This window comes from Devosia beringensis (genome assembly GCF_014926585.1).
Lineage (GTDB): Bacteria > Pseudomonadota > Alphaproteobacteria > Rhizobiales > Devosiaceae > Devosia > Devosia beringensis.
The window spans coordinates 3846515-3872218 of sequence record NZ_CP045422.1; the positions used below are offsets into that span (position 1 = coordinate 3846515).

The following is a 25704-nucleotide window of genomic DNA, read 5'->3' on the forward strand; positions in this document are numbered from 1 at the left end:
CGAGCAGGGGACTTGGCCCCCGGCAGTCGGTGCTGCGGGCCTGGATCAAAACATCTGCCGATTCAAACCACGCGTCAACGCAAGAAATCACAAGGTCTAGTGGTGCGATGGGTCACCGGGACAACCACTAGTAGGCTCAATATGTGGATAGCGGGGACAAAGTGCAAGATTTTCCGGCTCTTGCCCGGCTCTATTTACCCATCAAGCAGTGTCACATGAGGGCCCGATATGTGAGGCCAGAAAGCCGCGCTAAAGCGCCGTGATTCCTCATGCTTCCGGCCTCTGTCATCAGGCGGTCATAACTGGTTAACCATAGCTCAAAAACCCAGAATCAGGCGACCGCAAATCCTGTCAAGCGCAGAAAATTCGCCGAAAAATTGTCGGCGAGGGACACACCAGCGCTTGTGGCTGCCCCCGCGCGCGGCCACCCAGATGCAGTATGCAGGGCAGGGGCGCGCCTGGTGCATTGCCGGGCGGCAAAAGCGGCACCAGAAGGTCAATTTGGCGCGCCGAAAAGCCCGCCCGAGACTAGGCCGCGTGTCGAACCCATGGTACACCCGGCCCAACGCAAAGCTCCGACGGCGGAATCGACAAGTGGCAAAATCGGGTATCAAGCAGTTCCTGAGTGAAATCTTCTCCTGGTGGGGTGGTCAGACCTGGGGCACCCGCCTGTGGATCTGGCGCTTCGGCGACTATGTCGGCAGCGACGAGTTCGGCAACCAGTACTATCAGGACAAGAAAGCCGACCGGCGCTATGTAACCTATGCCGGTCCAGCCGACGCCTCCACCATCGGCAATGGCTGGCATGGCTGGATGCATCACCGCACCGACGTGGTCCCCACCAAGGCCAATTACGTGGCCAAGAGCTGGGAACTGCCGCACCAGGAAAACCTGACCGGTACGGCGGAAGCCTATCGCCCCGATGGCAGCCTGCTCAACAAGGGCGAGCGCCCGCGCGTCACCGGGGACTATGACGCCTGGTCGCCTGAATAGAGCGGGCGCCTTGCGCCATCTCACCTTTATCCTGCGCCGTGCCGCGGCGCTGCTCGCGCTGACGGCATTGGCTAGTGCCGGCCATATCGGTTCGGCCATGGCGCAGCCGATTGCCAATCCGGTTGCGGCCTTTGCCGGGCTCGACAAGATCACCGGCCGCATCACCCGCTTTGATGTCTATATTGACGAGACGGTGTTGTTCGGCGCGCTCGAGATCACCCCGCGCGCCTGCTACAGCCACCCCGTCACCGAAGCGCAGCGCGTGTCGGCCTTTCTCGAGGTCGACCAGCGCAGTCTGACCGGCACGTCCAAGCGCATCTTTACCGGCTGGATGTTTGCCGACAGCCCGGCGCTCAATGCCGTGGACCACGCCGTCTATGATGTGTGGCTGGTGGAGTGCAAGACCAGCACCGATATCCCGCCGCCCGACGCGCGCGACTGATCGCCGCTCGCTCTTCCGAGCCTGTCGAATCCCACTCCTGCTGATCGTCGTCCTCACACTGCCACGCCCCAGCGTGCGGGAGCGGCAGAAGACTGTCGCAGCAGAAGTGAGAGGAGCCCATCGTGCTGACCACCCCGATCATCCAAGACCAGGCCGCAAGGCCCTATGCCTATATCGATTTCACCGTCACCATGGCGGAGATGAAAAAGGCCGCCGATGAAGGCTTTCCGGCGCTGTTTGCCGGGCTGGCCAAGCTCGGCGTCGCGCCCATTGCGGCGCCGTTCTTCAACTATCGCCGCATCGACATGGCCAGGACGCTCGATATCGAGGTCGGCGTCCCGGTCGACCGGGTCGCGGCGCCGGACGGCGCGATCAAGTTCGGCGAATTGCCGGCAGGCAAATATGCGGCCATGACCCATACCGGTCATTATGACGGACTCTATGACGCCACCGCCATGCTGATCGGCTGGGCCAAGGAGCGCGGCATTGCCTGGGATGTGGTGGAAAAAGGCGATGGCGACCATTTCGCCTGTCGCCTCGAAATCTACGAAACCGACCCGTCGGCCGAACCGGACCCGGCAAAATGGGAGACAAGGCTGCTGTTCAAGACGGCTGGGTAGGGCGGTCAAACCAGCCCTCAGGCATGCCTTACCCCGGCGCCGCGCTCAAATGCTCATGCACGATCTGCCAAGCCTGAGCGCGGCACTGCAGCACCGTCGTGCCCCTGCCGCTGCCAGATGCGGCCCGGCCATTGATCGTGGCGGTCCAACAAAAGCGGTAGATGCACGCGGCGGCCCGGTCATCCCGGGCCAACCAATGCAGATCTTCCAGCCAATAGCTTTCGTCACGCAGAACCGCCCAAACCGATTCAAAGGCCTGGGCAATCGCCGTTATGCCGGCATGCGATCCGTCGTTGAACCAGAACACCGCGTCCGGGGCAATCAACGGCAGCAAGACCTCGAACCGGTGCTCGTTGATCAGCGACCCGTAGCGTTCCATGACGCCTTCGGGGCCGATCGCTGCCATCAGTACTTGCGCAACAAGCCGACCAGGCGACCCTGGATCTTGACCCGGTCGGGCGGGAAGATGCGGGTCTCATAGGCCGGGTTGGCGGCTTCGAGCGCCACGGTATTACCCTTGCGACGCAAGCGCTTGAGGGTGGCTTCTTCATCATCCACGAGAGCCACGATGATCTCGCCGGTGCTGGCCGCGTCCTGCTTCTTAATCAAGACGGTGTCGCCATCGAAAATACCGGCATCGATCATCGAATCGCCGCGCACTTCGAGCGCGTAATGCTCGCCGCTGCCCAACATTTCGGGCGGGACCATGATGGTGTGAGAATGGTTCTGGATCGCTTCGATGGGCGTACCGGCCGCGATACGGCCCATGACCGGAATGGCGATCGGCCTGGCATAGTCCTCGGCCGCTGATATGCGCGAAGGGGGGCTGGCTACCTTGCCCAGATTGCCCTCGATCACCGAAGGCTCGAAGCGCGCCTTGCGGCCGCCCAGCGAGGGGTTCATGGAATCGGGGAGCTTGAGCACTTCGAGCGCCCGGGCCCGGTTGGGCAGGCGACGGATAAAGCCGCGCTCCTCGAGGGCGGTGATCAGGCGATGGATGCCCGATTTGGAGGCCAGATCCAGCGCATCCTTCATCTCGTCGAAGGAGGGCGGAATGCCGCTTTCCTTCATCCGTTCGTGGATGAACATCAACAGCTCGTGTTGTTTGCGCGTGAGCATGGGCCCCTCGGGATTAGAATCGGAACATAGACAGAACGACTATAGGTGTTCCGGTTGTGTTCTGCAAGTCATCCGTTCCACGCCTGTATTGCAGGGATATCCGGGCGGCAGTTGTGAGGTGTGACTGCGCATTGCTTCGCGGCAGGGCGCCGATCCAGCGGCCAGTATTGTATTAACAGAGCATTGACAGACTGTGTTCTGTTGTCGGCATATGGGAGGTGAATACGGCAAGTCTATCGCGGGGGCGAGATTGAACTTTGGCATTGTAAACTTTGGTCGGGCCGTGGTCTTTGCGCCGCCAGTCGAGACGGGCTGGCACTTCGACAATGCGGGGACCATTGCCGGAACTGGCAACGCAGCTGACATCGCCGTTGCCGACATGGACGGCGATGGCGATCTGGACGCTGTCGTCGCCACAGGTGGCGCGGTAGTACTGACCAATGACGGCACGGGCGCGTTCACTGCTGGCGCCTCCCTGTACGCCAATTCGATCAGTGTGGCGCTTGCCGATCTGGACGGCGATGGCGACATGGATGCGGTGTTCAGCAGCCCCCACAATCCCGGCACGATCTGGCTCAATGACGGCATGGGCAATCTCACCCAAGGTGCGCTGCTGATTGAGGAGGACAGCGGCTACAGCGTCGAGGTCGGCGATTTCGACGGCGATGGCGATGTCGATATCCTATCGGTGGGCGATAGTCATACGCGGCTGTTCAGCAATGATGGAACTGGTGCCTTTATTCAGGGCTGGGAGGCGCCGATTTCCGGTGCGCGCCACGCCGTCGTGGCCGACTTCGACGGGGACGGAGACCTCGATTTCGTGACGAGCCACTCGTCCAACAGCAAACTCATTTATGTCAACGACGGCTCCGGCTCATTTGTGAGCCAGATTGCCTTTGCTGACGCGGAGGACATGACAAACCTCTTTGATGCTGGGGCCGCAGGCGACGTCGATGGTGACGGGGATATCGATATCGCCACGCGCGTACGCAACGGCAGTGGCGACCGGATATTTCTAAATGATGGATCGGGCAGCTTTACCGATAGCGGGCAGCGCCTGGCGCAAGGCCCCGGCCGCCTTGAACTCGCCGACTTTGATGCAGACGGTGATCTCGACCTTATTTCAGCGGCCTGGGCGGCGTATCCCACCGTGGTCCTTGAAAATAGCGGTAACGGTGTCTTCGTGGAGGTGCAGCGTTTTGCCGGGGCGACTTTTGGCACTGGCGTTGCCAGTGGCGATTTCGACGGCGATGGCGATATCGATGTACTGGTCGGCTCGCTGGCGCAGGGCGAAAGCCATGTTCCTCCAGTGACCCTATTACGCAACGAGCCCGGCGACCCGTCCACAGTCGACCTGACGCGGCCGGTGCCGGCGTTTTCGGCGCAGGGCATGAGCCTGGTCCTGCCGGCCAGCCTGTTCGCCGCTTTGCCGGACGCGACGGTGTTCACCGCCGACATCTATGGCAATCCGCTGCCGGAATGGCTGAATTTTGATCCGGCGACACTGACGCTGTCCTTCGACGGGGGCGCGGCCGACCCCGGCACCTTGCTGCTGCAGGTGACCGTGACGGCGCAGGCGCCCGGCGGCGGCAGCATCGCGGTCGATGTGCCGCTGATCATTCTGGACGGCGTGGAGATTGCCGGCGGCGGTCCGCTTGATGACGTGCTGTCGGGCGCGTTCTTCGGCGACTTCCTCGATGGACAAGGCGGCAATGACACGCTGTCGGGCCGCAATGGCGGCGACCTCATCGAAGGTGGTGATGGCGATGACCTCATCTTCGGTGGCAATGGTGACGACGTCCTGCTGGGCGAAAATGGCAATGACACGATCCGCGGCGGCAACGGCTTCAACCTGATGGCCGGCGAGGCCGGCGACGACATGATCTATGGAGGCCGCGACCTGGACCGGCTGGCCGGCGGCGCCGGCAATGACCTGGTGGTCGGGGGGCAGGGCGACGACCTGCTGACGGGCGATGACGGCGCCGATCTGCTGCGCGGCGGGGCCGGCTATGACCTGCTTTGGGGTGATGCCGGTAACGACATTCTCAATGGCGGGGAAGGCGATGACCAGCTCGTCGGCGGCACCGGCAATGACATCATCCGCGGCGGGGCGGGCGATGATCTATGCTTTGGCGAAACGGGAGACGACGTCTTCGTCTTTGCCGCGGGTTGCGGCAATGACGTGATTATCGATTTTGCCACCGGCGAGGACCGGTTGCGCTTCGCCGCGGGCCTGACGCTGGAATCGATGGCGGATTTCGACTTCGACTTCGACATGGTTGCCGATTCCACCGTGCTGGCGCTGTCCGATGGCGGCTCGATCCTGCTCTATGGCATTTCCGGCCTGTCCGATCCGGGCGTGCTGTTCGCCTGAGGCTAGAAGGCGTCGATCACCAGGGCCTCGGCCATGGCGCCGACCGGCTGACCGGGATCGTTTTCCGGCTGGATGATCAGCAGGTCGGCATGGGCCAGCGAGGCGGTGTGGCCGCTATCGGTCTGGGCGATCGGCATGAGGACGGGCCCGGTAGCGGTGTGGACCAGCTGCGCCCGCATGAAGTGGCGGCGCGCCGTGTTGGCCGGGGTCGGCGCAGCCAGAGGCAGGCGCCATTGGGCCGGTTCGGCATGGTCCAGCCAGGCGCGCAGAGCCGGCTTGATGAAGACGATGGCGGTGACCATGGCCGAAACTGGATTACCCGGCAGGCCGAAGACCAGCGTCTTGCCGCGGGTGCCGAACATCAGCGGCTTGCCGGGGCGCATGTTGATCTTCCAGAAATCGAGCGTCACGCCCAGCTCGAGCAGGATTTCCTGGACGATGTCATGATCGCCGACGCTGGCGCCGCCGGTGGTGATCAGGATGTCGGGCTCATCGGCAAAGATAGCAACGAGCTTTGCCCGCAGCTGATCCCGGTCGTCGCGGGCAATGCCATGGTCGGTGACGGTATCGGCGTAAGGCGCCAGCAGCGGGGCCAGACCAAAACTATTGGAGGCGACGATCTGGTCGGGCCCCAGCTCTGTGCCGGGCAATTCGAGTTCGTCGCCGGTGGCCAGCAGCGCAATGCGGGGACGTTTGGCGACGGTGAGGGCAGCTGCATTGGCCGCGGCGGCGACGGCCAGCTGCATGGGCGTTAACCGCGTGCCCGACTCGACGAGGATCTGGCCGGTGGCGAAGTCATTGCCCCTAGCCCTGACGCTGCGCCCCGGCTGCGGGGTGCTGGAGAAGCGCACCAGGGGGCCATCAACAGTGGCGTCTTCCTGCATGATCACGGCATCGGCGCCGGCCGGCACCGGCGCGCCGGTGAAGATGCGCACGGTCTCGCCGGGACTGACCGCTCCGGCAAAGCCGGCGCCGGCCTGGGACATGCCGATCAGGGTGAGGGCATGGTCTGGCACGATATCGGCCGAACGGACGGCATAGCCGTCCATGGCGCTGGCATCAAAGGGCGGCTGGTCATGCGTTGCCACGATGGGCGCGAACAGCACCCGGCCGGCGGCCTCGGCCAGCGGGACGCTTTCGCCGGTCGGGGCCGGCACACGGGCCAGGATGGCGGCAATGGCGTCCTCGACCGGGAGCAGGCTCATGCGCGCACGAAGTCGCCGGAGGCGCCGCCGGATTTTTCCAGCAGGCAGAGATCGGTGATCACCATGGCGCGATCAATGGCCTTGGCCATGTCGTAGAGCGTCAGCGCGGCGGTCGAGGCGGCGACCAGCGCCTCCATTTCCACCCCGGTGGGGCCGGTGGTTTCGGCGCTGGCCAGAATCAGGATGGCGTCTTCACCGAATTCGGAAATCTCGATGGCGACCTTGGTCAGGGCGATCGGGTGGCAGAGCGGGATCAGCTCGCTGGTCTTCTTGGCGGCCATGATGCCGGCAATGCGCGCCACGGCCAGGGCGTCGCCCTTGCTCAGCCCGCCACCCATGATGGTGGCAATGGTGTGGGGCTGGCCGACCAGACGAGCCTGCGCCACGGCGCGGCGGCGCGTCGCCGGCTTGTGGCTGATATCAACGATATGGGCCTCGCCCCTGTCGTTGAGATGGGTGAGTTCGCTCGCCATCAGGCGGGGGCCCCGACGGCGCCGTGCAGCAGCGCGCGGGTGGCGGCGGCGACATCGTCCTGCCGCATCAGGCTTTCGCCGACGAGGAAGGTGCCGATGCCGGCTTCGGTATTGAGTTTGAGCAGATGGGCATGATCGAGGATGCCGCTCTCGCTGACGAGGAAGGTGCCCTTGGGCACGCCCACGGCCAGGTTGACCGAGGTGTCCAACGTCGTCTCGAAGGTGCGCAGGTTGCGGTTGTTGATGCCGATGAACGTGGCGCCCAGGGCCAGAGCGCGATCGAGCTCGAGCTGGTCATGCACTTCCACCAGCGCGTCCATCTTCCACTCCTCGGCAGCGTCGAGCAGGTAGCGGGCCACGTCGTCGCCGACGGCGGCCAGGATGATCAGGATACAGTCGGCGCCCCAGGCGCGGGCTTCGGCGACCTGGTAGGTTTCGAACAGGAAATCCTTGCGCAGCACCGGCAGACTGACGGCGGCGCGGGCCTCAATGAGGAAGCGGGGCGAACCCTGAAAGCTCGGCCGGTCGGTCAGCACCGAGAGGCAGGCGGCGCCGCCCAGCTCATAGGCGCGGGCAATGGCGGCCGGATCGAAATCGGCCCGGATCAGGCCCTTGGACGGGCTGGCCTTCTTGACCTCGGCGATGAGGGCGAATTCGTCATTGGCGCGCTTGGCCTTGAGCGCCTTGAGGAAGCCGCGGGTCGGCGTCTGGTCATGCGCCTGCGCCACCACTTCGGCCCAGGGGCGCATGGCTTTGGCGGCGGCGATTTCCTCGCGCTTATAGATTTCGATCTGCTTGAGAATGTCGCTCATTGCTGCTGTCCGTTCGATACCGCCACGAGGCGGGCGAGTGTGTCTTTGGCCTTGCCGCTGTCGATGGCGTCGCGCGCCAGGGCAATGCCGTCTTCGATGCTGCCCACCCTGTCGGCCACCAGCAGGGCCGCGCCGGCATTGAGCAGCACGGTGTCGCGATAGGCGCCCGGGGCGCCGTCAAACAGCGCCAGCATGGCGGCCGCATTGTCGGCCGGCTCGCCACCCAGCAGATCCCTGGGATCGGTCAGCGACAGGCCCACCTGTTCGGGATGCAGTTCGAAGCTGCGCAGGTCGCCATTGGCGATCTGGGCCACAAAATTGGGGCCGGAGGTCGAGAGTTCATCCAGCCCTTCGCTTGAATGCACCACCCAGGCCTTGATGGCCCGGTTGGCCAGCAGCGCCGCCGCAACGGGCTCGACCCATTGCTCGGCATAGACGCCCAGCAGGTAGCGCCGTACGCCGGCCGGGTTGGATTGCGGCCCGAGCAGGTTGAACAGCGTGCGCACGCCGAGCTCGGCGCGCGCCGGGCCGACATGGCGCATGGCGGGATGGTGGCTGGGGGCAAACATGAAGCCGATGCCAGCCTCAGCAATGGTGGTGCCGATCTGCTCGGGCGTCAGGTCGAGCTTGACGCCCAGCGCTTCGAGCACCTGCGAGGCGCCCGAACGCGAGGAGAGGGCCTTGTTGCCATGCTTGGCCACCGGCACGCCGGCGGCTGCGACGACCAGGGCGGTGCTGGTGGAGATATTGAGGCTGCCCAGCCCGTCGCCACCGGTACCGACAATGTCGATCGCGCCGTCAGGGGCGATGACCGGGACCATTTGCTCGCGCAGGATGGAGACGGCAGCGGCGATTTCGCCGACTGTCTCGCCCTTGATGCGCATGCCCATCAGAAAGGCGCCGATCTGGCTCGGTGTCGCCTCGCCGGCCATGATGATGCGCATGACGCCGCGCATTTCCTCGCCGGTCAGGTCCTTGCGGTCGGCAATCTTGTGGAGGGCTTGCTTGATATCCATCACGCGGCTCGCTTGAGGTTGAAGTCGCGGGCGAGGTTGAGGAAATTCTGCAGCAAAGCATGGCCGTTTTCGCTGGCAATGCTTTCGGGGTGGAACTGCACGCCATGGAGGGGCAGGGTCTTGTGCTGCATGCCCATGATCAGGCCGTCGTCGGTGGTGGCGGTGACTTCGAGCGTGGCGGGCAGGGTGTCCTGCTTGACGATGAGCGAGTGGTAGCGCGTGGCCTCGAAGTCGTTGTTCAGGCCGCGGAACAGGCCCTTGCCGGTGTGGTGGATCTTGGAGGTCTTGCCATGCACCAGATGGGGCGCGCGGATGACGTCGCCGCCCATGGCCTGGCCGATAGCCTGATGGCCCAGGCAGACGCCCAGGATGGGGATGTCGGCCTGGAAGCGCTCGATCAGCGCCAGGCAAATGCCGGCCTCATTGGGCGTACAGGGACCGGGCGAGAGCACGATGGCCTGCGGCGCCATGGCGGCGATTTCATCAAGAGTAATCTTGTCGTTACGCACCACAGTGATGTCGGCGCCCAGTTCGCCCAGGAAATGGACGAGATTGTAGGTAAAGCTGTCGTAGTTATCGATGACGAGGGTCTTGGTCATTGGGCCTGTCCCTGAAAGCTGGTTCTGGTGAAGCGGTTCAGAACCAGCCCCGCCATCGCGTTCCCACTGTGCCTATGCGTGTCATTGCCCGATCCTCGCCTCGCCAGCATAGCGTAGCGCTTCCTCGGCGGCGCTGAAAAGGGCACGCGCCTTGTTTTCGCATTCCATCTGCTCGAGCTCGGGCACGCTGTCGGCGACAATGCCGGCGCCGGCCTGCACATGGAGCTTGCCATCCTTGATGATGGCGGTGCGCAGCACGATGCAGGTATCCATGGTGCCGTCGGCGCCGAAATAGCCGACGCAGCCGCCATAGATGCCGCGCCGCGAGCTTTCCAGCTCGTCGATGATCTCCATGGCCCGCACTTTTGGAGCGCCCGAGACGGTGCCGGCGGGGAAGCCGGCCGAGAGGGCGTCGACAAAGTCATATTGCGGATCGAGCACGCCCACCACATTGGAGACGATGTGCATCACGTGCGAATAGTATTCGAGGAAGAACTTGTCTGTGACCTTGACCGTGCCGATCTTGGCGACACGGCCGACATCGTTGCGGCCCAGGTCGAGCAGCATCAGGTGCTCGGCCAGTTCCTTGGGGTCGCTCATCAGCTCGGCCGCCATTTCGGCGTCCTTGGTCGGCGTAGCGCCGCGCTTGCGGGTGCCGGCAATGGGGCGGATGGTGACCTCGCCATCCTGCACCCGCACCAGGATTTCCGGGCTCGATCCGGCAATGGCAAAGCCACCGAAATCGAGGAAATACATGTAGGGGCTGGGATTGGTGCGGCGCAGTGCCCGATAAAGCGCGGTCGGGGGCAGGCTGAAATCGGCCGAGAAGCGCTGGCTCAGCACGACCTGGAAGATGTCGCCGGCAGTGATGTAGTCCTTGGCCTTGGCGACCATGGCGAAGTAGGCGTCCTTGGACGTATTGCTGGTGACGGCAATGTTTTCCAGATCCGGCAGAGCCGGCGTGGTCGGCATGGCTCTGCCGAGGCGGGCAATGGCGTCGTCGATGCGGCTGCGCGCGGCCTCATAGGCTTGGCGGGCCGAGACGCCGTCACGCACATAGACTGGCGCGGTGAGATAGAGTTCGTCCTTGAGCGTGTCGAAGATGGCCAGCAGCGAGGGGCGCATCAGCACTGCCTCGGGGGTCTGCAGATGGTCCGGATTGCTGTTGGGCAGCACTTCCATATAGCGGACCATGTCATAGCCGAGATAGCCATAGACGCCGGCCGACTGGGGCGGCAGCCCGGCGGGCACCTCGATCTTGCTGTCGGCCACCAGCGCCCGCAGGGCATCGAGCGGCAGCGCCGTGACCGGCTCGAAGCCATGCTCATCAAGCTGGGCCGAGCGGTTGATGGCGGCGGCGCCGGCCTCGACCTTGAGGATCACGTCCGGCTGGGTGCCGATGATCGAATAGCGCCCGCGCACCGTGGCGTCCTGCACCGATTCGAGCAGGAAGGTGTTGCGACGGCCCTCGGCCAGCTTGAGATAGGTGCCGATCGGCGTTTCCAGATCGGCCACGATGCGCCGCCAGACGATCTGCGATTTCCCGGCCTCATAGTGGTCAGAGAAGCGCTGAAAATCGTCGTCCATCGGGATCGTGTCCAGTTAGGTCTTTGTTACGGAGCGGCTCTAGAGGCCGGTATCGAGGGTCTGCTGCAGGGCCTGCTGGTTGATGCGCAGGCCGGCATCGTCGCGGATGGCGGTGACGAATTCGCCATAGAGCCCGACGCGGGCCTCGTTTTCGAGGCTGGCCTGGGCATCGGTGGCGAGCGGCGCATCGGCGGGCAGGATATCGACCACCTGGAAGACGATATGCTCGCCCGCCTGGTTCTGTACGGCGTCATGGTGCGTCTCGTCGCCGGCGAAGGCGGCACCGGCCACGACATCGTCGATGCTGGAATCGGGCGCACCGAAGCGGGTGAACGGCGCACTGAGCTGGGGGAACACATTGTAGCTGGCCGCCACATCGGCAATCGGCGTGCCGGCGTCTAGGTTCGCCACGGCCTCGGCGCTGGCCGCCAGCAGGGCATCATTGATGCGCTGGGCAGTCAGGTCCGCGGCAACCGTGTCTCGGACTTCCTCGAGCGTCTGGTCGCGGGCCGGGGAGATGGCGGTGAGGTCGAAATAGAGGTTACCGCTGCCGGCCAGCGGGAGCGCTGCGGTCAGCTGGCCCTGTTCGGCGCGGAAGATGGCCTGGCTGATGCGGCCGCTGTCTTCGGGGGCCAGATCGGGCAGCACGCTCAGCTCGGCGCCGCTGGCGCTGACATCGGCCTCGTAGAGATCAAGACCGAAACGCTCAGCGATTTCGCTGAGCGGCCGGAAGGCGGCGCGCAGCTCTTCGACCTGGTCCTGGACCTCGGCAATTTCGTTGCGGGCTTCGGTGCGGGCCAGGCTGTCGCTGATCTGGGCGCGGGCTTCCTCGAGGCTGGGCTCGCCGCCGGCCTCGATGGCTGAAATGTGAACGGCACGTTTGCCGGCGACGCCGTCGATGATGGCGAAGTCACCATTGGCGAGGGCAAAGGCGGCGGTCGCCAGATTGGCATCATTGATGTCGCTCTGGGCCAGATTGCCTAAATCAGTCGGGGTCAGCGCGTTGTCGGTGAGTAGCGTCTCGAACGGGGTGCCGGCGGCCTTGCCGGCTTCGAAGGCGGCGACCTGGGCGTCGTTGAGCACGACCTGCTGGATGGTGCGGCGCTCCGGCTTGTTCAGGCTGGCCTTGGTGCGCTCATATTCGGCCGCAATGGCGGCGTCGTCGATGGTCTTGGTGGCGGCCAGATCGGCGGGCGACAGGCGCAGCATCTGGACGGTGCGGGTTTCGACGGTGCGGAACTCGGCCTGGTGTTCGGCCAGATAGGCGACCAGCTCGGCCTCGGTGGGTTCGGCCGGGGTCTCGATATTGGTCTCGCCCAGCACGAAATAATCGATGGTGCGCTGATCGGCGACATAGCGATTGATCAGCTCGGCGGCCGTGGCGGGCAGGGCGGTATCGGCAAAAAGGCTCAGGATCAGCTGCTCGCGGCGCGCGGCATTGCCCTGGTCCTCGAAATATTCGGCTTCGGTCAGGCCGCTCTGGCGCAGGACCTGGGTGAAGGTCGATGGATCAAAACTGCCCAGCGTGCCCTGGAAGGACGGATCGGCGCGCAGCATCTCGCTCAGCTTCTGCTCGGATACGCCCAGGCCAAAGCGGTCGGCCAGCTGATCAAGCGCGGCATCCTGGGCCAGATTCTGCAGCACCATGGAGGGAATGCCCAGATTGACGGCCTGCTCGGCGGTCGGCCGCGAGCCCAGTTGCTGGGCCACCTGGTTGATCTGACCCTGATAGGCGCGCAGGAAAGTCCGGGAGCTGATCTCCGCATCGCCGACGCGGGCCACCGTGCTGGAGCCCAAATCGGTAATGACATTGTTGATGCCGAATCCGGCTACACCAACCAGCAGGAACGCCCCCAGGATCTTGCCGGGCCAGGATTTCGCGAAAAGACGCAAACTATCGAGCATTTCAGACGTTCCGTTCAGAGACTTGAGCTTTACCGCACGTGCGGCCGGGCATTAGTAATCCATATCGACAGCCGGGGTTAGGGCAAAGCCCGTCCCGGTGCAAGAGGCAGGAGTAGCATAGAGTGACCACGACAATCTCGCCGCTGATCGCGGGCAACTGGAAAATGAACGGCACACGGTCGTCGCTCGATGAACTGGCGGCCCTGGCCAGCCTGCTCACCACCGGCGAGGCGCCGCGCGCCATTGTCGTGGTCTGCCCCCCTGCCACCATGCTGGCCGCCGTGGCCCGCCACGGCGCCACCGCCGGCATTCAGGCCGGCGGCCAGGACTGCCACGCCGAAAGCCACGGCGCGCATACCGGCGATATTTCGGCCGGCATGCTGGCCGATGCCGGGGCACAATATGTCATTGTCGGGCACTCGGAACGCCGGGCTGACCATGGCGAGACCGACGAGCTGGTGCGGGCCAAGGCCGAGGCCGCCATTGGCGCCGGGCTCAAGCCGATCATCTGCGTGGGCGAAACCGAATCCCAGCGCGACAGCGGGGCGGCGGAGACTGTCGTTTCCGCGCAACTGGCCGCCTCGATCCCTGATGCTGCCGAACAGCACGAGGTCATCGTCGCCTATGAGCCGATCTGGGCCATCGGTACCGGCCGTACCCCGACCGTGCAGGAAATCACCGCGATGCATGCCAGCATCCGCGCCCAGCTGGTCGCGCGCTTCGCCGACAGGGGCCCGAGCATCCGCATCCTTTATGGCGGCTCGCTCAAACCACAGAATGCGCGCGAGATTCTTGAGGTGGAAAACGTCAATGGCGGGCTGGTTGGCGGCGCCAGCCTCTTGGCAAGGGACTTCTACACCATTATCTCGGCGGTATAGCCAAGCGGATGACCAAAGGCAGGACGGAAATTCCGCCCGGCCTCTGGCATTTGCGGAGCGGGGCGTGTATGACGCGCCATCTTTTGACAGACCAATAGACTGAGACACGATGGCGAACGTCCTGATTGTGGCCTATCTGCTGATCGTCCTCGCGCTGATTGCGGTGATCCTGCTGCAGCGCTCCGAGGGCGGCGCGCTGGGCATTGGTGGTGGCGGCGGCGGTGGCGGCCTGATGACGGCCCGCGGCTCGGCAAACCTGCTGACCCGTACCACGGCCATCCTGGCGACCCTGTTCTTTGCCACGGCCATTGGCCTGACGGTGCTAAGCGAACTCGATCGCGGCACCTCGAGCATTCTTGATCGTGCCGTGACGACGGATGGTGAAGCGGCGCCGACCAGCGTGCTCGATGCGCTCAACTCGCTGCAGGGCGATACGCCAAGCGATCTGCCGGTGCCGGTCCAGGCGCCTGCCAGCGACTCCGCGCCGGCTGCCGACGCCGCTCCGGCTACGACGGATGCGCCAGCCGCCGAGGCTGCGCCCGCCAATGACAATCTGCCGGTGCCCGATGCACCCGCGGCAACGCCGGCCGCTCCGGCGAGCAACTAAGCGCCGCAAGGCACGACGATGGAGGGGGATGGCAACATCCCCTTCTTCTTTTGTGTAGAGCCTCAAGCGGGCTCTGCGAATCGATGCTGAAATGATTAAGGTGAGCGCCCATGGCTCGGTACGTATTCATCACCGGAGGCGTGGTCTCCTCATTGGGTAAAGGTCTTGCATCGGCAGCGCTCGGCGCTGTCCTGCAGGCGCGCGGCTACAAGGTCCGCCTGCGCAAGCTCGACCCCTATCTCAATGTCGATCCGGGGACGATGTCACCCACCCAGCACGGCGAGGTCTTCGTCACCGACGACGGGGCCGAGACCGATCTCGACCTGGGTCACTATGAGCGCTTTACCGGCCGCGCCGCCAACAAGCGCGACAACATCACCACCGGCCGCATCTATTCCGATATCCTGGCCAAGGAGCGCAAGGGCGAGTATCTGGGCGCCACCGTCCAGGTCATTCCCCACGTCACCGACGCCATCAAGAACTTCGTGCGCGAAGGCAATGACGACTTCGATTTCGTGCTGGTCGAGATCGGCGGCACCGTCGGCGATATCGAGGGCCTGCCGTTCTTCGAGGCCATCCGCCAGCTGGGCAATGACCTGCCGCGCGGGGATACCTGCTACCTGCACCTGACGCTGATGCCCTATATTTCCTCGGCCGGCGAACTCAAGACCAAGCCGACCCAGCATTCGGTCAAGGAGCTGCGCTCCATCGGCATCGCGCCGGACGTGCTGCTGGTGCGCTGCGACCGGCCGATTCCGGAAGGCGAGAAGAAGAAGCTCAGCCTGTTCTGCAATGTGCGCGAAAGCGCCGTCATCCAGGGCCTCGACGTCAGCTCGATCTATGACGTGCCGCTGGCCTATCACCATGAGGGCCTCGACCGCGAAGTGCTCGCCACGTTCGGCATTACCGATGCGCCGGCGCCCGATCTGGCGGCCTGGCAGGAAGTGTCCAACCGGCTGCACAGCCCCGAGGGCGAGGTCAATATCGCCATTGTCGGCAAATATACCGGCCTCAAGGACGCCTATAAATCGCTCAGCGAAGCGCTGACCCATGGCGGCATCGCCAACAAGGTCAAGGTCAACCTGCAGTGGATCGATTCGGAGGTGTTCGAGCGCGACGATCCGGCGCCCTATCTCGAGCATGTGCACGGCATCCTGGTGCCCGGCGGCTTCGGCGAGCGCGGCTCTGCCGGCAAGATCGAGGCGGCCCGCTTTGCCCGCGTCAAGGACGTGCCCTATTTCGGCATCTGCTTTGGCATGCAGATGGCCTGCGTCGAGGCGGCCCGCAACACGGCGGGCATCAAGAACGCCTCCTCGACAGAATTCGGCCCGACCAAGGAACCGATCGTTGGCATGATGACCGAGTGGGTCAAGGACAACGATACCGAAAAGCGGGCCAATGACGGCGATCTGGGCGGCACGATGCGCCTGGGCGCCTATCCGGCCCAGCTCACCCGCGGCAGCCGCGTGGCCGACATCTATGGCACCACCCGCATCTCCGAGCGCCATCGTCACCGCTATGAGGTGAACATGGATTACCGCAAGCTGCTGGAAAAGAACGGCCTGCTGTTCTCGGGCGTCTCGCCCGATGGCAAGCTGCCCGAGATCGTTGAGCGCACCGATCACCCCTGGTTCATCGGCGTGCAGTTCCATCCCGAGCTCAAGTCCAAGCCTTTCGAGCCGCATCCGCTGTTTGCCAGCTTCATCGCGGCGGCCATGGATCAGAGCCGGCTGGTCTGATGCAGCTGCGCACGGCGCGCCTGCTGCTGCGCCGCCCGACACTGGATGATCTCGAGGCGTTCTTCGGGATCATGTCGCACCCGTCAGCCATGCGTTACTGGTCGACGCTGCCGCATGCCGAACTCGACGTTACTCGCGTGTGGCTGGAGCGGATGGTGGCGCGCGAGGCGACTGGCGGCGAGCACTTTGCCATTGAGCTGGATGGCGTGGTGATCGGCGAGGTCGGGGCAGGGCGCCTGCCCGAATTCGGCTTCATCCTGCATCCGGACCACTGGGGCCATGGCTTTGCCACCGAGGCCTCGCGCACCGCGATCGATCATATTTTCGCGGCGACCGATGCGGCCGAGCTCAAGGCCGATGTCGATCCGCGCAATGCCGGCTCGCTGAGAACCTTGCGCAAGCTGGGTTTTGTCGAGACCGGAGGGGCGGAACGCACCTTCCTGCTCGGCGACGAATGGTGCGACAGCATCTACCTGGCCCTGAAGCGGCCGTGATCGACTTGGCCGGCTGATGCCCGCCATGTTAGCCATGGGGCAGAAACCGCCGGAGCCCGCCATGGCCGAGATCATCAACCTGCGCAAAGTCCGCAAGCAGAAGGCCCGCTCGGCCAAGGACGCCCAGGCCGAGCAGAACCGCATCAGCTTTGGCCGCACCAAGGCGGAAAAGCAGCTGTCGGCCGCCGAAAAGGCACTGGCCGACAAACGCATCGACGGCCATCGTCGCGACGACAAGGACCAGGAAACCCCATGAGCAGAATCGTCGTCATCGGCGCCACCGGCCATATCGGCACCTATCTCGTGCCCCGGCTGGTCATGGCCGGACATGAGGTTGTCGCGGTCAGCCGCGGCAAGGCGCAGCCCTATCAGCAGAGCCCGGTCTGGAACCACGTGCAGAGGCTGACGCTGGATCGCGAGGCCGAGGAGGCCGCGGGCACCTTTGGCAGCGCCATTGCCGCGCTCGGGGCCGATATCGTGGTCGACTGCATCTGCTTTACCCAGGCCAGCAACAAGCAGCTGATCGAGGCGCTGGCCGGCAGGGTCAGCCACTTCATCCATATCGGCACGATCTGGACCCATGGCACATCGGCTGTGGTGCCGACGCTGGAATCGGCCGCCAAATACCCCTTTGGCGACTATGGCGTGCAAAAGGCTGATATCGAGGCTGACCTTTTGGCACGCGCCAGGGGCGAGAACTTTCCGGTCACCATCCTGCATCCGGGCCATATCGTCGGTCCGGGCTGGGCGCCGCTCAACCCGGCCGGGCATTTCAATCCGGCGGTGTTCAGCGTCATTGCCCGAAATGAAACCCTGCTGCTGCCCAATTTCGGCATGGAAACCGTGCACCACGTCCATGCCGACGACATCGCCCAGCTGGTCATGCGCGCCATAGACAACCGACAGGCGGCGCTTGGAGAGGCATTCCATGCGGTGTCGGACGCGGCGCTGACGCTGCGCGGCTATGCGGAGGCGATGTATCGCTGGTTCGGGCATCAGCCCAACCTGGCCTTTGCCGACTATGCCGACTGGGCCAAGGCGCAGGTGCCTGAAGAGGCGCAGGCGACCTGGGAACATGTCGCGCGCTCGCCCAACTGCTCTATCGAGAAGGGTCGGCGCCTGCTGGGCTATGCGCCGCGGTACAGCTCGCTGGAGGCGGTTCAGGAATCGGTCAGCTGGCTGGTGGCACAGGGTCAGGTGGAAGCGCCGCGTCCGCGGGGCTAGGCGCGTCGTTCTGGCCGGCTGGTGGCGCGGCCGGCCGATCTGCCGGCGGGGCATCTGCATCCCGCACCGCGGTGATGATCTCGGCCAGCAGGTCATTGAGGTCGTCGCGATAGCCATTGCCGGCGGAGGGTGAATTCTCGTCGGAGGTCATCACCACGCTGAGATCGAGTTCGGGCACGATGTAGAGCATCTGCCCGCCATAGCCCCAGGCATAGTGCACGTCCTGGCCGCCGATCTGGCTGAGAAACCAGCCATAGCCATAGCCGTCGCCGGTATGGCGCGAGCTGGTGCGGCGGGTCCAGGACTGGTCGATCCAGTCCTGCGACAGGATGCGGCTGCCATCGGGGGCGAGGCCACCGCTGCGGAATACCTCGCCAAAGGCGAGCAGCGCGCGCGGGCTCATCGCCATCTGGTTGCCACCGAGATAGATGCCCTGCGGGTCGCGCTCCCAGCCGCCAATGCCGAAATCGTCCACGCTGGCGAACCACTCCCGGGCATTGGCCAGGGTCGAGGCGCCGGTGGCCTTGGTCAGTATGGCCGAGAGCAGATGCGTCGAGCCGGTGGAATAGAGCATGGGGCCGCCCGGGTCGGCGGTAAAAGGCTGCTCCAGTGCCGTGCGCACCCAGTTGCGGCTAGCCACCCAGCGCCCGTAATTGGGGCCTGAGGTGGGCTGCAGGCCGGCCTGCATCGACAGCAGGTTGCCGATCGTGACCTCAGCCAGGCGCGGATCGGGATCGGCCGGCAGGTCATCGGGCAAGAGGTCCACCACCTTCTGGTCCACCCCCTCCAGCAGGCCGCGTTCGATGGCGATGCCGACCAGCGCCGATACCACGGTCTTGGAGGCCGATTTGATATTGGTCGGATCGGTCAGCTTGTGGCCGTCATAGCCGCGCTCGGCGAGGACGTCGCCAGCGCGCGCCACGATCACCGTTTCCAGCGCGGCCAGCCTGGCAGCGTCGTCAAGTATGGTGGCAAGAGCCGCTTCCTGGGCGAGGCTGGGGACCGGAAAGGCGAGGAGGGCGGCGAGCAGGAGCGGGCGAATGATCATGCCCGATGCCTCGGCAAAACTTGCGGCTAAATCAAGGGCATGGAAGGCGATTTCAACCACAAGCGCGTGAGGAACGCCGATGGAGACTTGTGGCGACAGTACGCCCGCCGCCGCCGGGTCGCGCCGAAAGTCGCATTTTTTGCTGGTGCCCTCTTTTCCTTGTCATGCCCTGCGTCTAACAGAGAGCCAGCAATCGCGAGAACCGATATCGGAAGGGCTTTCCATGTCTTCAATCATCCATGTCACCGGCCGCCAGATCTATGACAGCCGCGGCAATCCCACGGTCGAAGTTGATGTGGTGCTCGACGACGGCAGTTTCGGCCGCGCGGCGGTGCCATCGGGCGCCTCGACCGGCGCGCATGAAGCTGTCGAACTGCGCGATGGCGGCAAGAAGTACAATGGCAAGGGCGTGACCCAGGCCGTCGAGAACGTCAATTCGGTGATCTTCGACGAGATCCAGGGCATGGACGCGCTCGACCAGCTCGGCGTCGACCAGGCGATGATCGAGCTCGACGGCACCCCCAACAAGAGCCGTCTCGGCGCCAATGCCATCCTGGGCGTGTCGCTGGCCGTGGCCAAGGCCGCTGCCGAGTCGAGCGAACTGCCGTTCTACCGCTATATCGGCGGCCCCAATGCGCATGTGCTGCCCGTGCCGATGATGAACATCATCAATGGCGGCGAGCATGCCGACAACCCGATCGACATGCAGGAGTTCATGATCCTGCCGGCCGGCGCGGAAAACCTGGCCGATGCCGTCCGCATCGGTTCGGAAATCTTCCATACGCTCAAGAAGAACCTGTCGGCCGAAGGCCACAATACCAATGTCGGTGACGAAGGTGGCTTCGCGCCCAATCTGGGCTCGGCCGACGACGCCCTGGGCTTCATCATGCGCTCGATCGAAAAGGCCGGCTACAAGCCCGGCGAGGACGTGTTCCTCGGCCTCGACTGCGCCGCCACCGAATACTTCAAGAACGGCAAATACGAGATGGTCGGCGAGGGCAAGTCGCTGTCCTCGGACGAAAACGTCGCCTTCCTCGCCGATCTGGCTGCCCGCTACCCGATCATCACCATCGAAGACGGCATGGGCGAAGACGACTGGGAGGGCTGGAAGGCGCTGACCGAGGCCATTGGCGACAAGGTGCAGCTGGTAGGCGACGATCTGTTCGTCACCAATACGGCGCGCCTGGTCTCGGGCATCAAGATGGGTGTCGCCAACTCCATCCTGGTCAAGGTCAACCAGATCGGCTCGCTCAGCGAGACCCTCAATGCCGTCGATACCGCGCACCGCGCCGGCTATACCTCGGTGATGTCGCATCGCTCGGGCGAAACCGAAGATTCCACCATTGCCGACCTGGCCGTGGCGCTCAACTGCGGGCAGATCAAGACCGGCTCGCTGTCGCGTTCGGATCGCCTGGCCAAGTACAACCAGCTGATCCGCATCGAAGAGCAGCTGGGTTCGTCGGCCAAGTATGCCGGCTATTCGGTGGTCAAGGGCCGCTAAGCGGTTCATCAGAAATGCGAAAGCCCGGCAGTGATGCCGGGCTTTTTTGTTTGCCTATTCAGTCGATGGCGTGGATGCCTTCGCGGCGCATCCGTTCCACGCTGTCCTTCATCTTCTGGAGCAGGTCGGGCGGATGTCCTTCCCAGCGCTCCACCTCGCCCACGACCTCGAGCGGCATCTGGCTGCGATAGGACTGTGTCGGATTGCCCGCGAATTTGGTGTCAGTGAGATTGGGATCGTCTACGAATTGTCCCGTCGGCCGCACGACATAGATGCGCTCCGGGCCATCACCCTGCGCCAGTTCTGCCCCCCATATCGCAGCTTCCAGCGTAGCGCTGAAATAGATCCATGACGACGGCTTGCCAGTTCCGAAGTTGGACCTGAACCCAGGCACCATGAGCTCACCGACCTTCAGGTCGGCCCGGGTGCCATGATAGAAGACTGCATTTTCAGGTTGTTCAGACGCGTACATGAACGGCTCCCATGACTTTGGAGCCGTTCTTTTACATCCTTGGCCAGGGCTTGAAGCAAGCCCCAAGCCGCCCATATCTAAGTCATGGCGATCGGGAAAACGCTTTATGGCGCACGGCGCGTCAGCGAACCGAACCTGGCATCCGGTGGTCAAGCGCCGATAGTTATCGGTTGATTGAACGAAAAAGCCCGGTGGTTACACCGGGCTTTTTGTTTTCTGAACCGAAATGGCGAGCCTTACTGAAACGCCGTCTCGGCAAAGCTGCGCAGCTTGCGCGAGTGCAGGCGCTCAGGGGGCTGGTCGCGCAGGATTTCCATGGCGCGCAGGCCGATCAGCAGGTGCCGGTTGATCTGGGTGCGGTAGAAGTCCGAGGCCATGCCCGGCAGCTTGAGTTCGCCATGCAGCGGCTTGTCGGAGACGCAGAGCAAGGTGCCGTAAGGAACGCGGAAGCGGAAGCCATTGGCGGCAATGGTCGCGCTTTCCATGTCGAGCGCGACGGCGCGCGACTGGCTCAGCCGCTGGGTGATCTCGGTCTGGTCGCGCAGCTCCCAGTTGCGATTGTCGAAGGTGGCGACCGTGCCGGTGCGCATGATCTTCTTGGTTTCGAGGCCCTCGGTCTGGGTGATTTCGTGCACGGCCTGCTCCAGCGCCACCTGCACCTCGGCCAGAGCCGGGATCGGCACCGAAAGCGGCAGATCGGCGTCGAGCACGTGATCCTCGCGCACATAGGCGTGGGCCAGCACGTAGTCGCCCAGCTCCTGGGAATTGCGCAGGCCGGCGCAGTGGCCCAGCATGATCCAGGCATGCGGGCGCAGCACGGCGATGTGGTCGGTAATGGTCTTGGCGTTGGACGGGCCGACGCCGATATTGACCATGGTGATGCCCCGGCCATTGGCACCGGTCAGGTGATAGGCCGGCATCTGCGGCGCCCGGGCCGGCGAAGTACCCGCCACCTTGCCACCGGCCAGCGCATTGTCGGTCACGACATTGCCCGGCTCGATGAAGCTTTCGTAATGGGCATGGCCATCGGCCAAGTACTGCTTGGCGACGCGGCAGAACTCGTCGATGTAGAAGGCGTAATTGGTGAAGATCACGAAATTCTGGAAATGCGCCGCATCCGTGCCGGTATAGTGGCTGAGGCGGAACAGCGAATAGTCGACGCGCGGCGCGGTGAAGGCCGCCAGCGGGTAGGGGCCACCGCGCGGCGGCACGAAGGTGCCGTTGGCGATCTCGTCATCAGTATTGCCCAGGTCGGGCGCATCGAAGACGTCGCGCAGCGGGATGTTGAGGGCGTTGAGCGCCTCGCCATCGATGCGCTCATTGGCGGGGACCGCGAAGTGCAGCGGGATCGGGGTATCGGATTCGCCGATGTCGATGGTGCCGCCATGGTTCTTGAGGATGACGGTGAACTGCTCGATAAAGTAAGTGCGGAACAGGTCGGGCGCGGTCACCGTGGTGCGATAGATGCCCGGGGTGTGCAGGAAACCGTAGGGCAGGGTGCTTTCGCTGCGGCTGTAGCTGGTGGAGCGCACTTCAATCTGCGGATAGCAGGCGCGCACCTGGCCGGCCGGGACAATGCCCTTGGTCAGCGCCGCCAGATGACCGCGGATGAAGCCGGTATTTCGGTGATAGATTTCGGCCAGATAGGCCCATGCCTTCTCGGGATCGGTGAAGGATTGCGTCTCGGCGCGCGGCGGGCTGATCGGGGTCATTTTCTTGTTCTTTCATGTCGCGGATTCCGGATTGAACCCGCCCTCGGCTGAATCACGTTGCATATCCGGCAACGTCTAGCCCTTCCTGATGACAGCTTCTGTGCGGCGCTTCAACTGCGGGCCGATTTTGCCGGCTTTTCACATCGGAGTGATGGGCACTTTTATCGCCGCAATTGCCCACCATCTTCCTAGCCAGTTCACTGGCGACGCAAACGACCCCATGCAACCGGTGAGCGAGGAACGTCGTGCTGGCCGCTTGTCCCCCAAGCCCTCAACAGTGCGGTAGGCCGATGGTCCCGAGGGCTGCCAGGACAGAGATGTTCTGGTGGCCCTTTTTCTTTGAGCCGCCGTGAGTTTGCTTTTGCTCCAACGGGGCAGGCTGGGCTATGGGAGGCCATCAATCGCGGTCCTGCCCGCAGCGCAGGTCCGCCAGCAATCCGCCCGGAGCCTGCCATGACCGTTACGACAACCGCCCGCATCATCGATGGCAAGGGTTTTGCCGAAGGCCTGCGCGGTCGCATTGCCGACCATGTGGCGCGGCTCAAGGCCGAGCATGGCATTACGCCGGGCCTGGCCGTGGTCATTGTCGGCCATGATCCGGGCAGCCAGGTTTATGTGGCGCAAAAGGCCAAGCAGACCGTCGCGATGGGCATGCATTCGGAAAAGTACGAGCTGCCGGAAACCGTCAGCGAGGCCGAGGTGCTGGCCCTGGTGCAAAAGCTCAATGCCGATCCGGCCATTCACGGCATTCTGGTGCAGCTGCCGGTGCCCGACCATATCGATTCCAGGAAGATCATCGAGACCATCGACCCGGCCAAGGATGTCGACTGCTTCACCCCGGCCAGCGTCGGCAAACTGGTGATCGGCCTGCCGGGCCCGGTCTCCTGCACGCCGCTGGGCTGCCTGATGCTGCTGCGCGACACGCTGGGGGACCTTTCGGGCCTGCATGCCGTGGTCGTCGGGCGCTCCAACCTCGTCGGCAAGCCGATGGCCCAGCTGCTGCTGCGCGAGAACTGCACTGTCACCATGGCGCATTCGCGCACCAAGGACCTGCCCGCCATGGTGCGTCAGGCCGATATCGTCATCGCCGCGGTCGGCCGGCCGGAAATGATCAAGGGCGACTGGATCAAGCCGGGCGCCACGGTCATCGATGTGGGCATCAATCGCATCGACGCGCCCGAGCGGGGCGAGGGCAAGACGCGGCTGCTGGGCGATGTCGACTTCGCCTCGGCCAGCCTGGTTGCCGGCGCGATTACCCCGGTGCCGGGTGGCGTCGGGCCGATGACCATTGCGTGCCTTTTGGCCAATACCGTCACCACGGCGAGCCTGATCAACGGCCTCGTGCCGCCGAGCGACCTGACGGCATGAGCGTTGACGCCCATGACCCCGGCGGCAAGGTGCGCCTGGCCCTGATGCCGGGCGTCAATGGTGACGCGACCTTCAGCGCGGATGGTCGCTATCGCCAGCTGATGCGGCGCTGGATGGGCGAGGCCTTTCCGACCCGCTATATCCTGTTCATCGGCATGAATCCGAGCACGGCCGATGGGACGGTCAACGATCCGACCTGCGCCCGCGAATGGACCTTTGCCTGCCGGGAAGGGTTCTCGGCCATGGTCAAGGCCAATGTCGGCGACTATCGCGCCACCGATCCGAAAATGCTGCTGGCGCCGGGCGTCGAGGCGGTGTCACCGGCCAATCTGCCAGCGATCCGGGCGGCCGCTGCGGGAGCCGGGATGGTGGTACTGTGCCATGGCAAGCTCAACAAGGCGCTGGCGCCGGCCGGGCGGGAGCTGGTCATGGCGCTGCGGGACGACGGCGTGGCGCTGTGGTGCTTTGGCACGAATGGGGATGGCTCACCCAAGCATCCACTCTATCTGCGCGGTGATACGCCATTGCAGACCTTTGCGGGCTGAGGCCGGCGTTCAGCCTGGCCTGATGCCCCGCAGGCGGGCTTCGATCACCGGCAGGGCCTGTTCGGCGGCGGCGCGGCCGGCGGCGATGGCCTCGGCGGCGCGGTGAAAATCCAGCAGGCCGAGGCCGCTGACGGCAGGCAGGATCATGGCATGGGGCGGCTCGCCGGCCAGGCGCGAGCGGGTGATGTGGTTCTGCATGATGTCGACCGAATTGGCCAGCACGTCGAAATAGCCCGGCGTCTGGCTGGCGCCAAAGAAGCTGAGCGAAGACATCTGCGCCTGGACCGATGCCGGGATCGAGCGGATCAGGTCGAAGAGGCTTTCCGGCCGGGGTGGCGCGGCGGGGGCGGGCTCGACAGGGCTGACCAGCGGCCGCCCGGACAGCTCATCGTTGAGATTGATGGCGATGGTGAAGTCCGCGCCCATGGCGCGGCAGAGCGAAACCGGTACCGGATTGACCAGACCGCCATCGGCGAGCCAGCGCCCGTCAATGCTGGTGGGGCTGAACAGGCCCGGCATGCCGATCGAGGCCCGGACTGCCGCTGCCAGCGGGCCGGACCGCAGCCAGATCTCGCGGCCGCTGGTAATGTCGGTGGCGACGGCGGCGAAGGGCAAAGGCAAGTCGGCCATGGTGGCGGGCAGGCCCAGGCCATTCAGCCAGTTGACGATATTGGTGCCATCGACGAGGCCCCCGGCCAGCACATTGACGTCGACCATCGCCGCCACGGCACGCCAGTCGGCCCCCATGGCCCAGTCGCGCAGCGCCTCGAGCCGGCCGCTGGCATGGACGGCGCCCACCAGCGCCCCCATGGAGGTGCCGCAGATGATGTCGGGCTTGATGCCGGCCTCGGTCAGCACGTCGATGACGCCGATATGGGACCAGCCACGCGCGGCGCCGCTGCCCAGGGCCAGGGCAATCGATGTCTTGGCCATGCTCAGTCTCCCGCTGATAACCGTAACCTGCTGGCTAG

General features: G+C 64.5%; 26 protein-coding genes. 13 read left to right on the forward strand and 13 right to left on the reverse strand.

Features of this window, described 5'->3' with window-relative positions:
* Positions 1–594 precede the first annotated feature (594 nt).
* The 3 genes from GDR53_RS18700 (at position 595) to GDR53_RS18710 (ending at position 2055) form a co-directional block, all read left to right on the forward strand.
* Positions 595–993 carry an NADH:ubiquinone oxidoreductase subunit NDUFA12 gene (locus tag GDR53_RS18700; RefSeq protein ID WP_232846671.1) on the forward strand — a complete coding sequence of 133 codons (399 nt, stop codon included), beginning with the start codon at positions 595–597 and terminating at the stop codon, positions 991–993.
* A gap of 10 nt (positions 994–1003) precedes the next feature.
* Positions 1004–1435 (forward strand): DUF2155 domain-containing protein, encoded by a 432-nt coding sequence (locus tag GDR53_RS18705; RefSeq protein WP_232846672.1) that lies wholly within the window; start codon positions 1004–1006, stop codon positions 1433–1435.
* A gap of 122 nt (positions 1436–1557) precedes the next feature.
* Positions 1558–2055, forward strand: coding sequence for a GyrI-like domain-containing protein (locus GDR53_RS18710; protein ID WP_193335925.1), 498 nt, complete (start codon positions 1558–1560; stop codon positions 2053–2055).
* A 28-nt stretch (positions 2056–2083) separates the two neighbouring features.
* Here GDR53_RS18710 and GDR53_RS18715 read toward each other — a convergent pair whose 3' ends face one another.
* Entirely contained in the window at positions 2084–2461 is a 378-nt protein-coding gene (locus tag GDR53_RS18715) for a YybH family protein (RefSeq protein WP_193335926.1), read from the reverse strand.
* Positions 2461–3174, reverse strand: coding sequence for a transcriptional repressor LexA (gene lexA, locus GDR53_RS18720; protein WP_193335927.1), 714 nt, complete (start codon positions 3172–3174; stop codon positions 2461–2463). The genes GDR53_RS18715 and lexA overlap by 1 nt, the downstream gene beginning before the upstream one ends.
* 250 nt (positions 3175–3424) lie before the next feature.
* Here lexA and GDR53_RS18725 point away from each other — a divergent pair, with 250 nt between their 5' ends.
* A complete protein-coding gene (locus GDR53_RS18725) occupies positions 3425–5548 on the forward strand; it encodes an FG-GAP-like repeat-containing protein (RefSeq protein ID WP_193335928.1) in 2124 nt (707 codons plus the stop codon).
* Positions 5549–5550: 2 nt separating this feature from the next.
* On the opposite strand, the gene GDR53_RS18730 is transcribed toward GDR53_RS18725, so the two are convergent.
* The 7 genes from GDR53_RS18730 to GDR53_RS18760 all read right to left on the reverse strand — a co-directional run bounded on the left by GDR53_RS18730 (position 5551) and on the right by GDR53_RS18760 (position 13145).
* Positions 5551–6753, reverse strand: coding sequence for a molybdopterin molybdotransferase MoeA (locus GDR53_RS18730; RefSeq protein WP_193335929.1), 1203 nt, complete (start codon positions 6751–6753; stop codon positions 5551–5553).
* Entirely contained in the window at positions 6750–7226 is a 477-nt protein-coding gene (gene moaC, locus GDR53_RS18735) for a cyclic pyranopterin monophosphate synthase MoaC (RefSeq protein WP_193335930.1), read from the reverse strand. The genes GDR53_RS18730 and moaC overlap by 4 nt, the downstream gene beginning before the upstream one ends.
* On the reverse strand, positions 7226–8038 hold the full coding sequence (gene trpC, locus GDR53_RS18740) for an indole-3-glycerol phosphate synthase TrpC (RefSeq protein WP_193335931.1): 813 nt from the start codon (positions 8036–8038) through the stop codon (positions 7226–7228). Before trpC ends, moaC begins: the two co-directional genes overlap by 1 nt.
* Positions 8035–9057 carry an anthranilate phosphoribosyltransferase gene (trpD, locus tag GDR53_RS18745; protein WP_408639772.1) on the reverse strand — a complete coding sequence of 341 codons (1023 nt, stop codon included), beginning with the start codon at positions 9055–9057 and terminating at the stop codon, positions 8035–8037. The genes trpC and trpD overlap by 4 nt, the downstream gene beginning before the upstream one ends.
* Positions 9054–9653: an anthranilate synthase component II gene (locus GDR53_RS18750; RefSeq protein ID WP_193335933.1), complete on the reverse strand. Its 600-nt coding sequence runs from the start codon at positions 9651–9653 to the stop codon at positions 9054–9056. Before GDR53_RS18750 ends, trpD begins: the two co-directional genes overlap by 4 nt.
* Positions 9654–9734: 81 nt before the next feature.
* Entirely contained in the window at positions 9735–11240 is a 1506-nt protein-coding gene (gene trpE / locus GDR53_RS18755) for an anthranilate synthase component I (RefSeq protein ID WP_193335934.1), read from the reverse strand.
* A gap of 39 nt (positions 11241–11279) precedes the next feature.
* Positions 11280–13145 carry a peptidylprolyl isomerase gene (locus tag GDR53_RS18760; protein WP_193335935.1) on the reverse strand — a complete coding sequence of 622 codons (1866 nt, stop codon included), beginning with the start codon at positions 13143–13145 and terminating at the stop codon, positions 11280–11282.
* Between the two features lie 122 nt (positions 13146–13267).
* Between GDR53_RS18760 and tpiA the strand changes: the two genes are divergently transcribed.
* From tpiA to GDR53_RS18790, 6 genes are all read left to right on the forward strand, one after another.
* Entirely contained in the window at positions 13268–14023 is a 756-nt protein-coding gene (gene tpiA / locus GDR53_RS18765) for a triose-phosphate isomerase (RefSeq protein WP_193335936.1), read from the forward strand.
* A gap of 109 nt (positions 14024–14132) precedes the next feature.
* Positions 14133–14630: a preprotein translocase subunit SecG gene (gene secG / locus GDR53_RS18770; RefSeq protein ID WP_193335937.1), complete on the forward strand. Its 498-nt coding sequence runs from the start codon at positions 14133–14135 to the stop codon at positions 14628–14630.
* Between the two features lie 110 nt (positions 14631–14740).
* Complete coding sequence (locus tag GDR53_RS18775) at positions 14741–16369, forward strand: CTP synthase (RefSeq protein WP_193335938.1); 1629 nt, start codon at positions 14741–14743, stop codon at positions 16367–16369.
* The gene (locus GDR53_RS18780; protein ID WP_210321364.1) at positions 16369–16863 is read left to right on the forward strand and encodes a GNAT family N-acetyltransferase; all 495 of its coding nucleotides are present in this window, start codon (positions 16369–16371) and stop codon (positions 16861–16863) included. The genes GDR53_RS18775 and GDR53_RS18780 overlap by 1 nt, the downstream gene beginning before the upstream one ends.
* A gap of 61 nt (positions 16864–16924) precedes the next feature.
* On the forward strand, positions 16925–17119 hold the full coding sequence (locus GDR53_RS18785) for a DUF4169 family protein (protein ID WP_193335939.1): 195 nt from the start codon (positions 16925–16927) through the stop codon (positions 17117–17119).
* Positions 17116–18087, forward strand: a complete 972-nt coding sequence (locus GDR53_RS18790) for an NAD-dependent epimerase/dehydratase family protein (RefSeq protein ID WP_193335940.1) — start codon at positions 17116–17118, stop codon at positions 18085–18087. Before GDR53_RS18785 ends, GDR53_RS18790 begins: the two co-directional genes overlap by 4 nt.
* Here GDR53_RS18790 and GDR53_RS18795 read toward each other — a convergent pair.
* Entirely contained in the window at positions 18035–19135 is a 1101-nt protein-coding gene (locus GDR53_RS18795) for a serine hydrolase domain-containing protein (protein ID WP_193335941.1), read from the reverse strand. The genes GDR53_RS18790 and GDR53_RS18795 overlap by 53 nt on opposite strands.
* 223 nt (positions 19136–19358) lie before the next feature.
* Between GDR53_RS18795 and eno the strand changes: the two genes are divergently transcribed.
* On the forward strand, positions 19359–20636 hold the full coding sequence (gene eno, locus GDR53_RS18800) for a phosphopyruvate hydratase (protein WP_193335942.1): 1278 nt from the start codon (positions 19359–19361) through the stop codon (positions 20634–20636).
* A 58-nt stretch (positions 20637–20694) separates the two neighbouring features.
* On the opposite strand, the gene arr is transcribed toward eno, so the two are convergent.
* Both arr and GDR53_RS18810 read right to left on the reverse strand, forming a co-directional pair.
* Entirely contained in the window at positions 20695–21108 is a 414-nt protein-coding gene (arr, locus tag GDR53_RS18805; RefSeq protein ID WP_193335943.1) for an NAD(+)--rifampin ADP-ribosyltransferase, read from the reverse strand.
* 236 nt (positions 21109–21344) lie between these two features.
* Positions 21345–22820, reverse strand: a complete 1476-nt coding sequence (locus GDR53_RS18810; protein ID WP_193335944.1) for an AMP nucleosidase — start codon at positions 22818–22820, stop codon at positions 21345–21347.
* Positions 22821–23273: 453 nt separating this feature from the next.
* Between GDR53_RS18810 and folD the strand changes: the two genes are divergently transcribed.
* Both folD and GDR53_RS18820 read left to right on the forward strand, forming a co-directional pair.
* Positions 23274–24188 (forward strand): bifunctional methylenetetrahydrofolate dehydrogenase/methenyltetrahydrofolate cyclohydrolase FolD, encoded by a 915-nt coding sequence (folD, locus tag GDR53_RS18815; RefSeq protein WP_193335945.1) that lies wholly within the window; start codon positions 23274–23276, stop codon positions 24186–24188.
* Positions 24185–24733: a DUF1643 domain-containing protein gene (locus GDR53_RS18820; RefSeq protein ID WP_193335946.1), complete on the forward strand. Its 549-nt coding sequence runs from the start codon at positions 24185–24187 to the stop codon at positions 24731–24733. Before folD ends, GDR53_RS18820 begins: the two co-directional genes overlap by 4 nt.
* A gap of 9 nt (positions 24734–24742) precedes the next feature.
* Here GDR53_RS18820 and GDR53_RS18825 read toward each other — a convergent pair whose 3' ends face one another.
* On the reverse strand, positions 24743–25666 hold the full coding sequence (locus GDR53_RS18825) for a patatin-like phospholipase family protein (protein ID WP_193335947.1): 924 nt from the start codon (positions 25664–25666) through the stop codon (positions 24743–24745).
* Positions 25667–25704 lie beyond the last annotated feature (38 nt).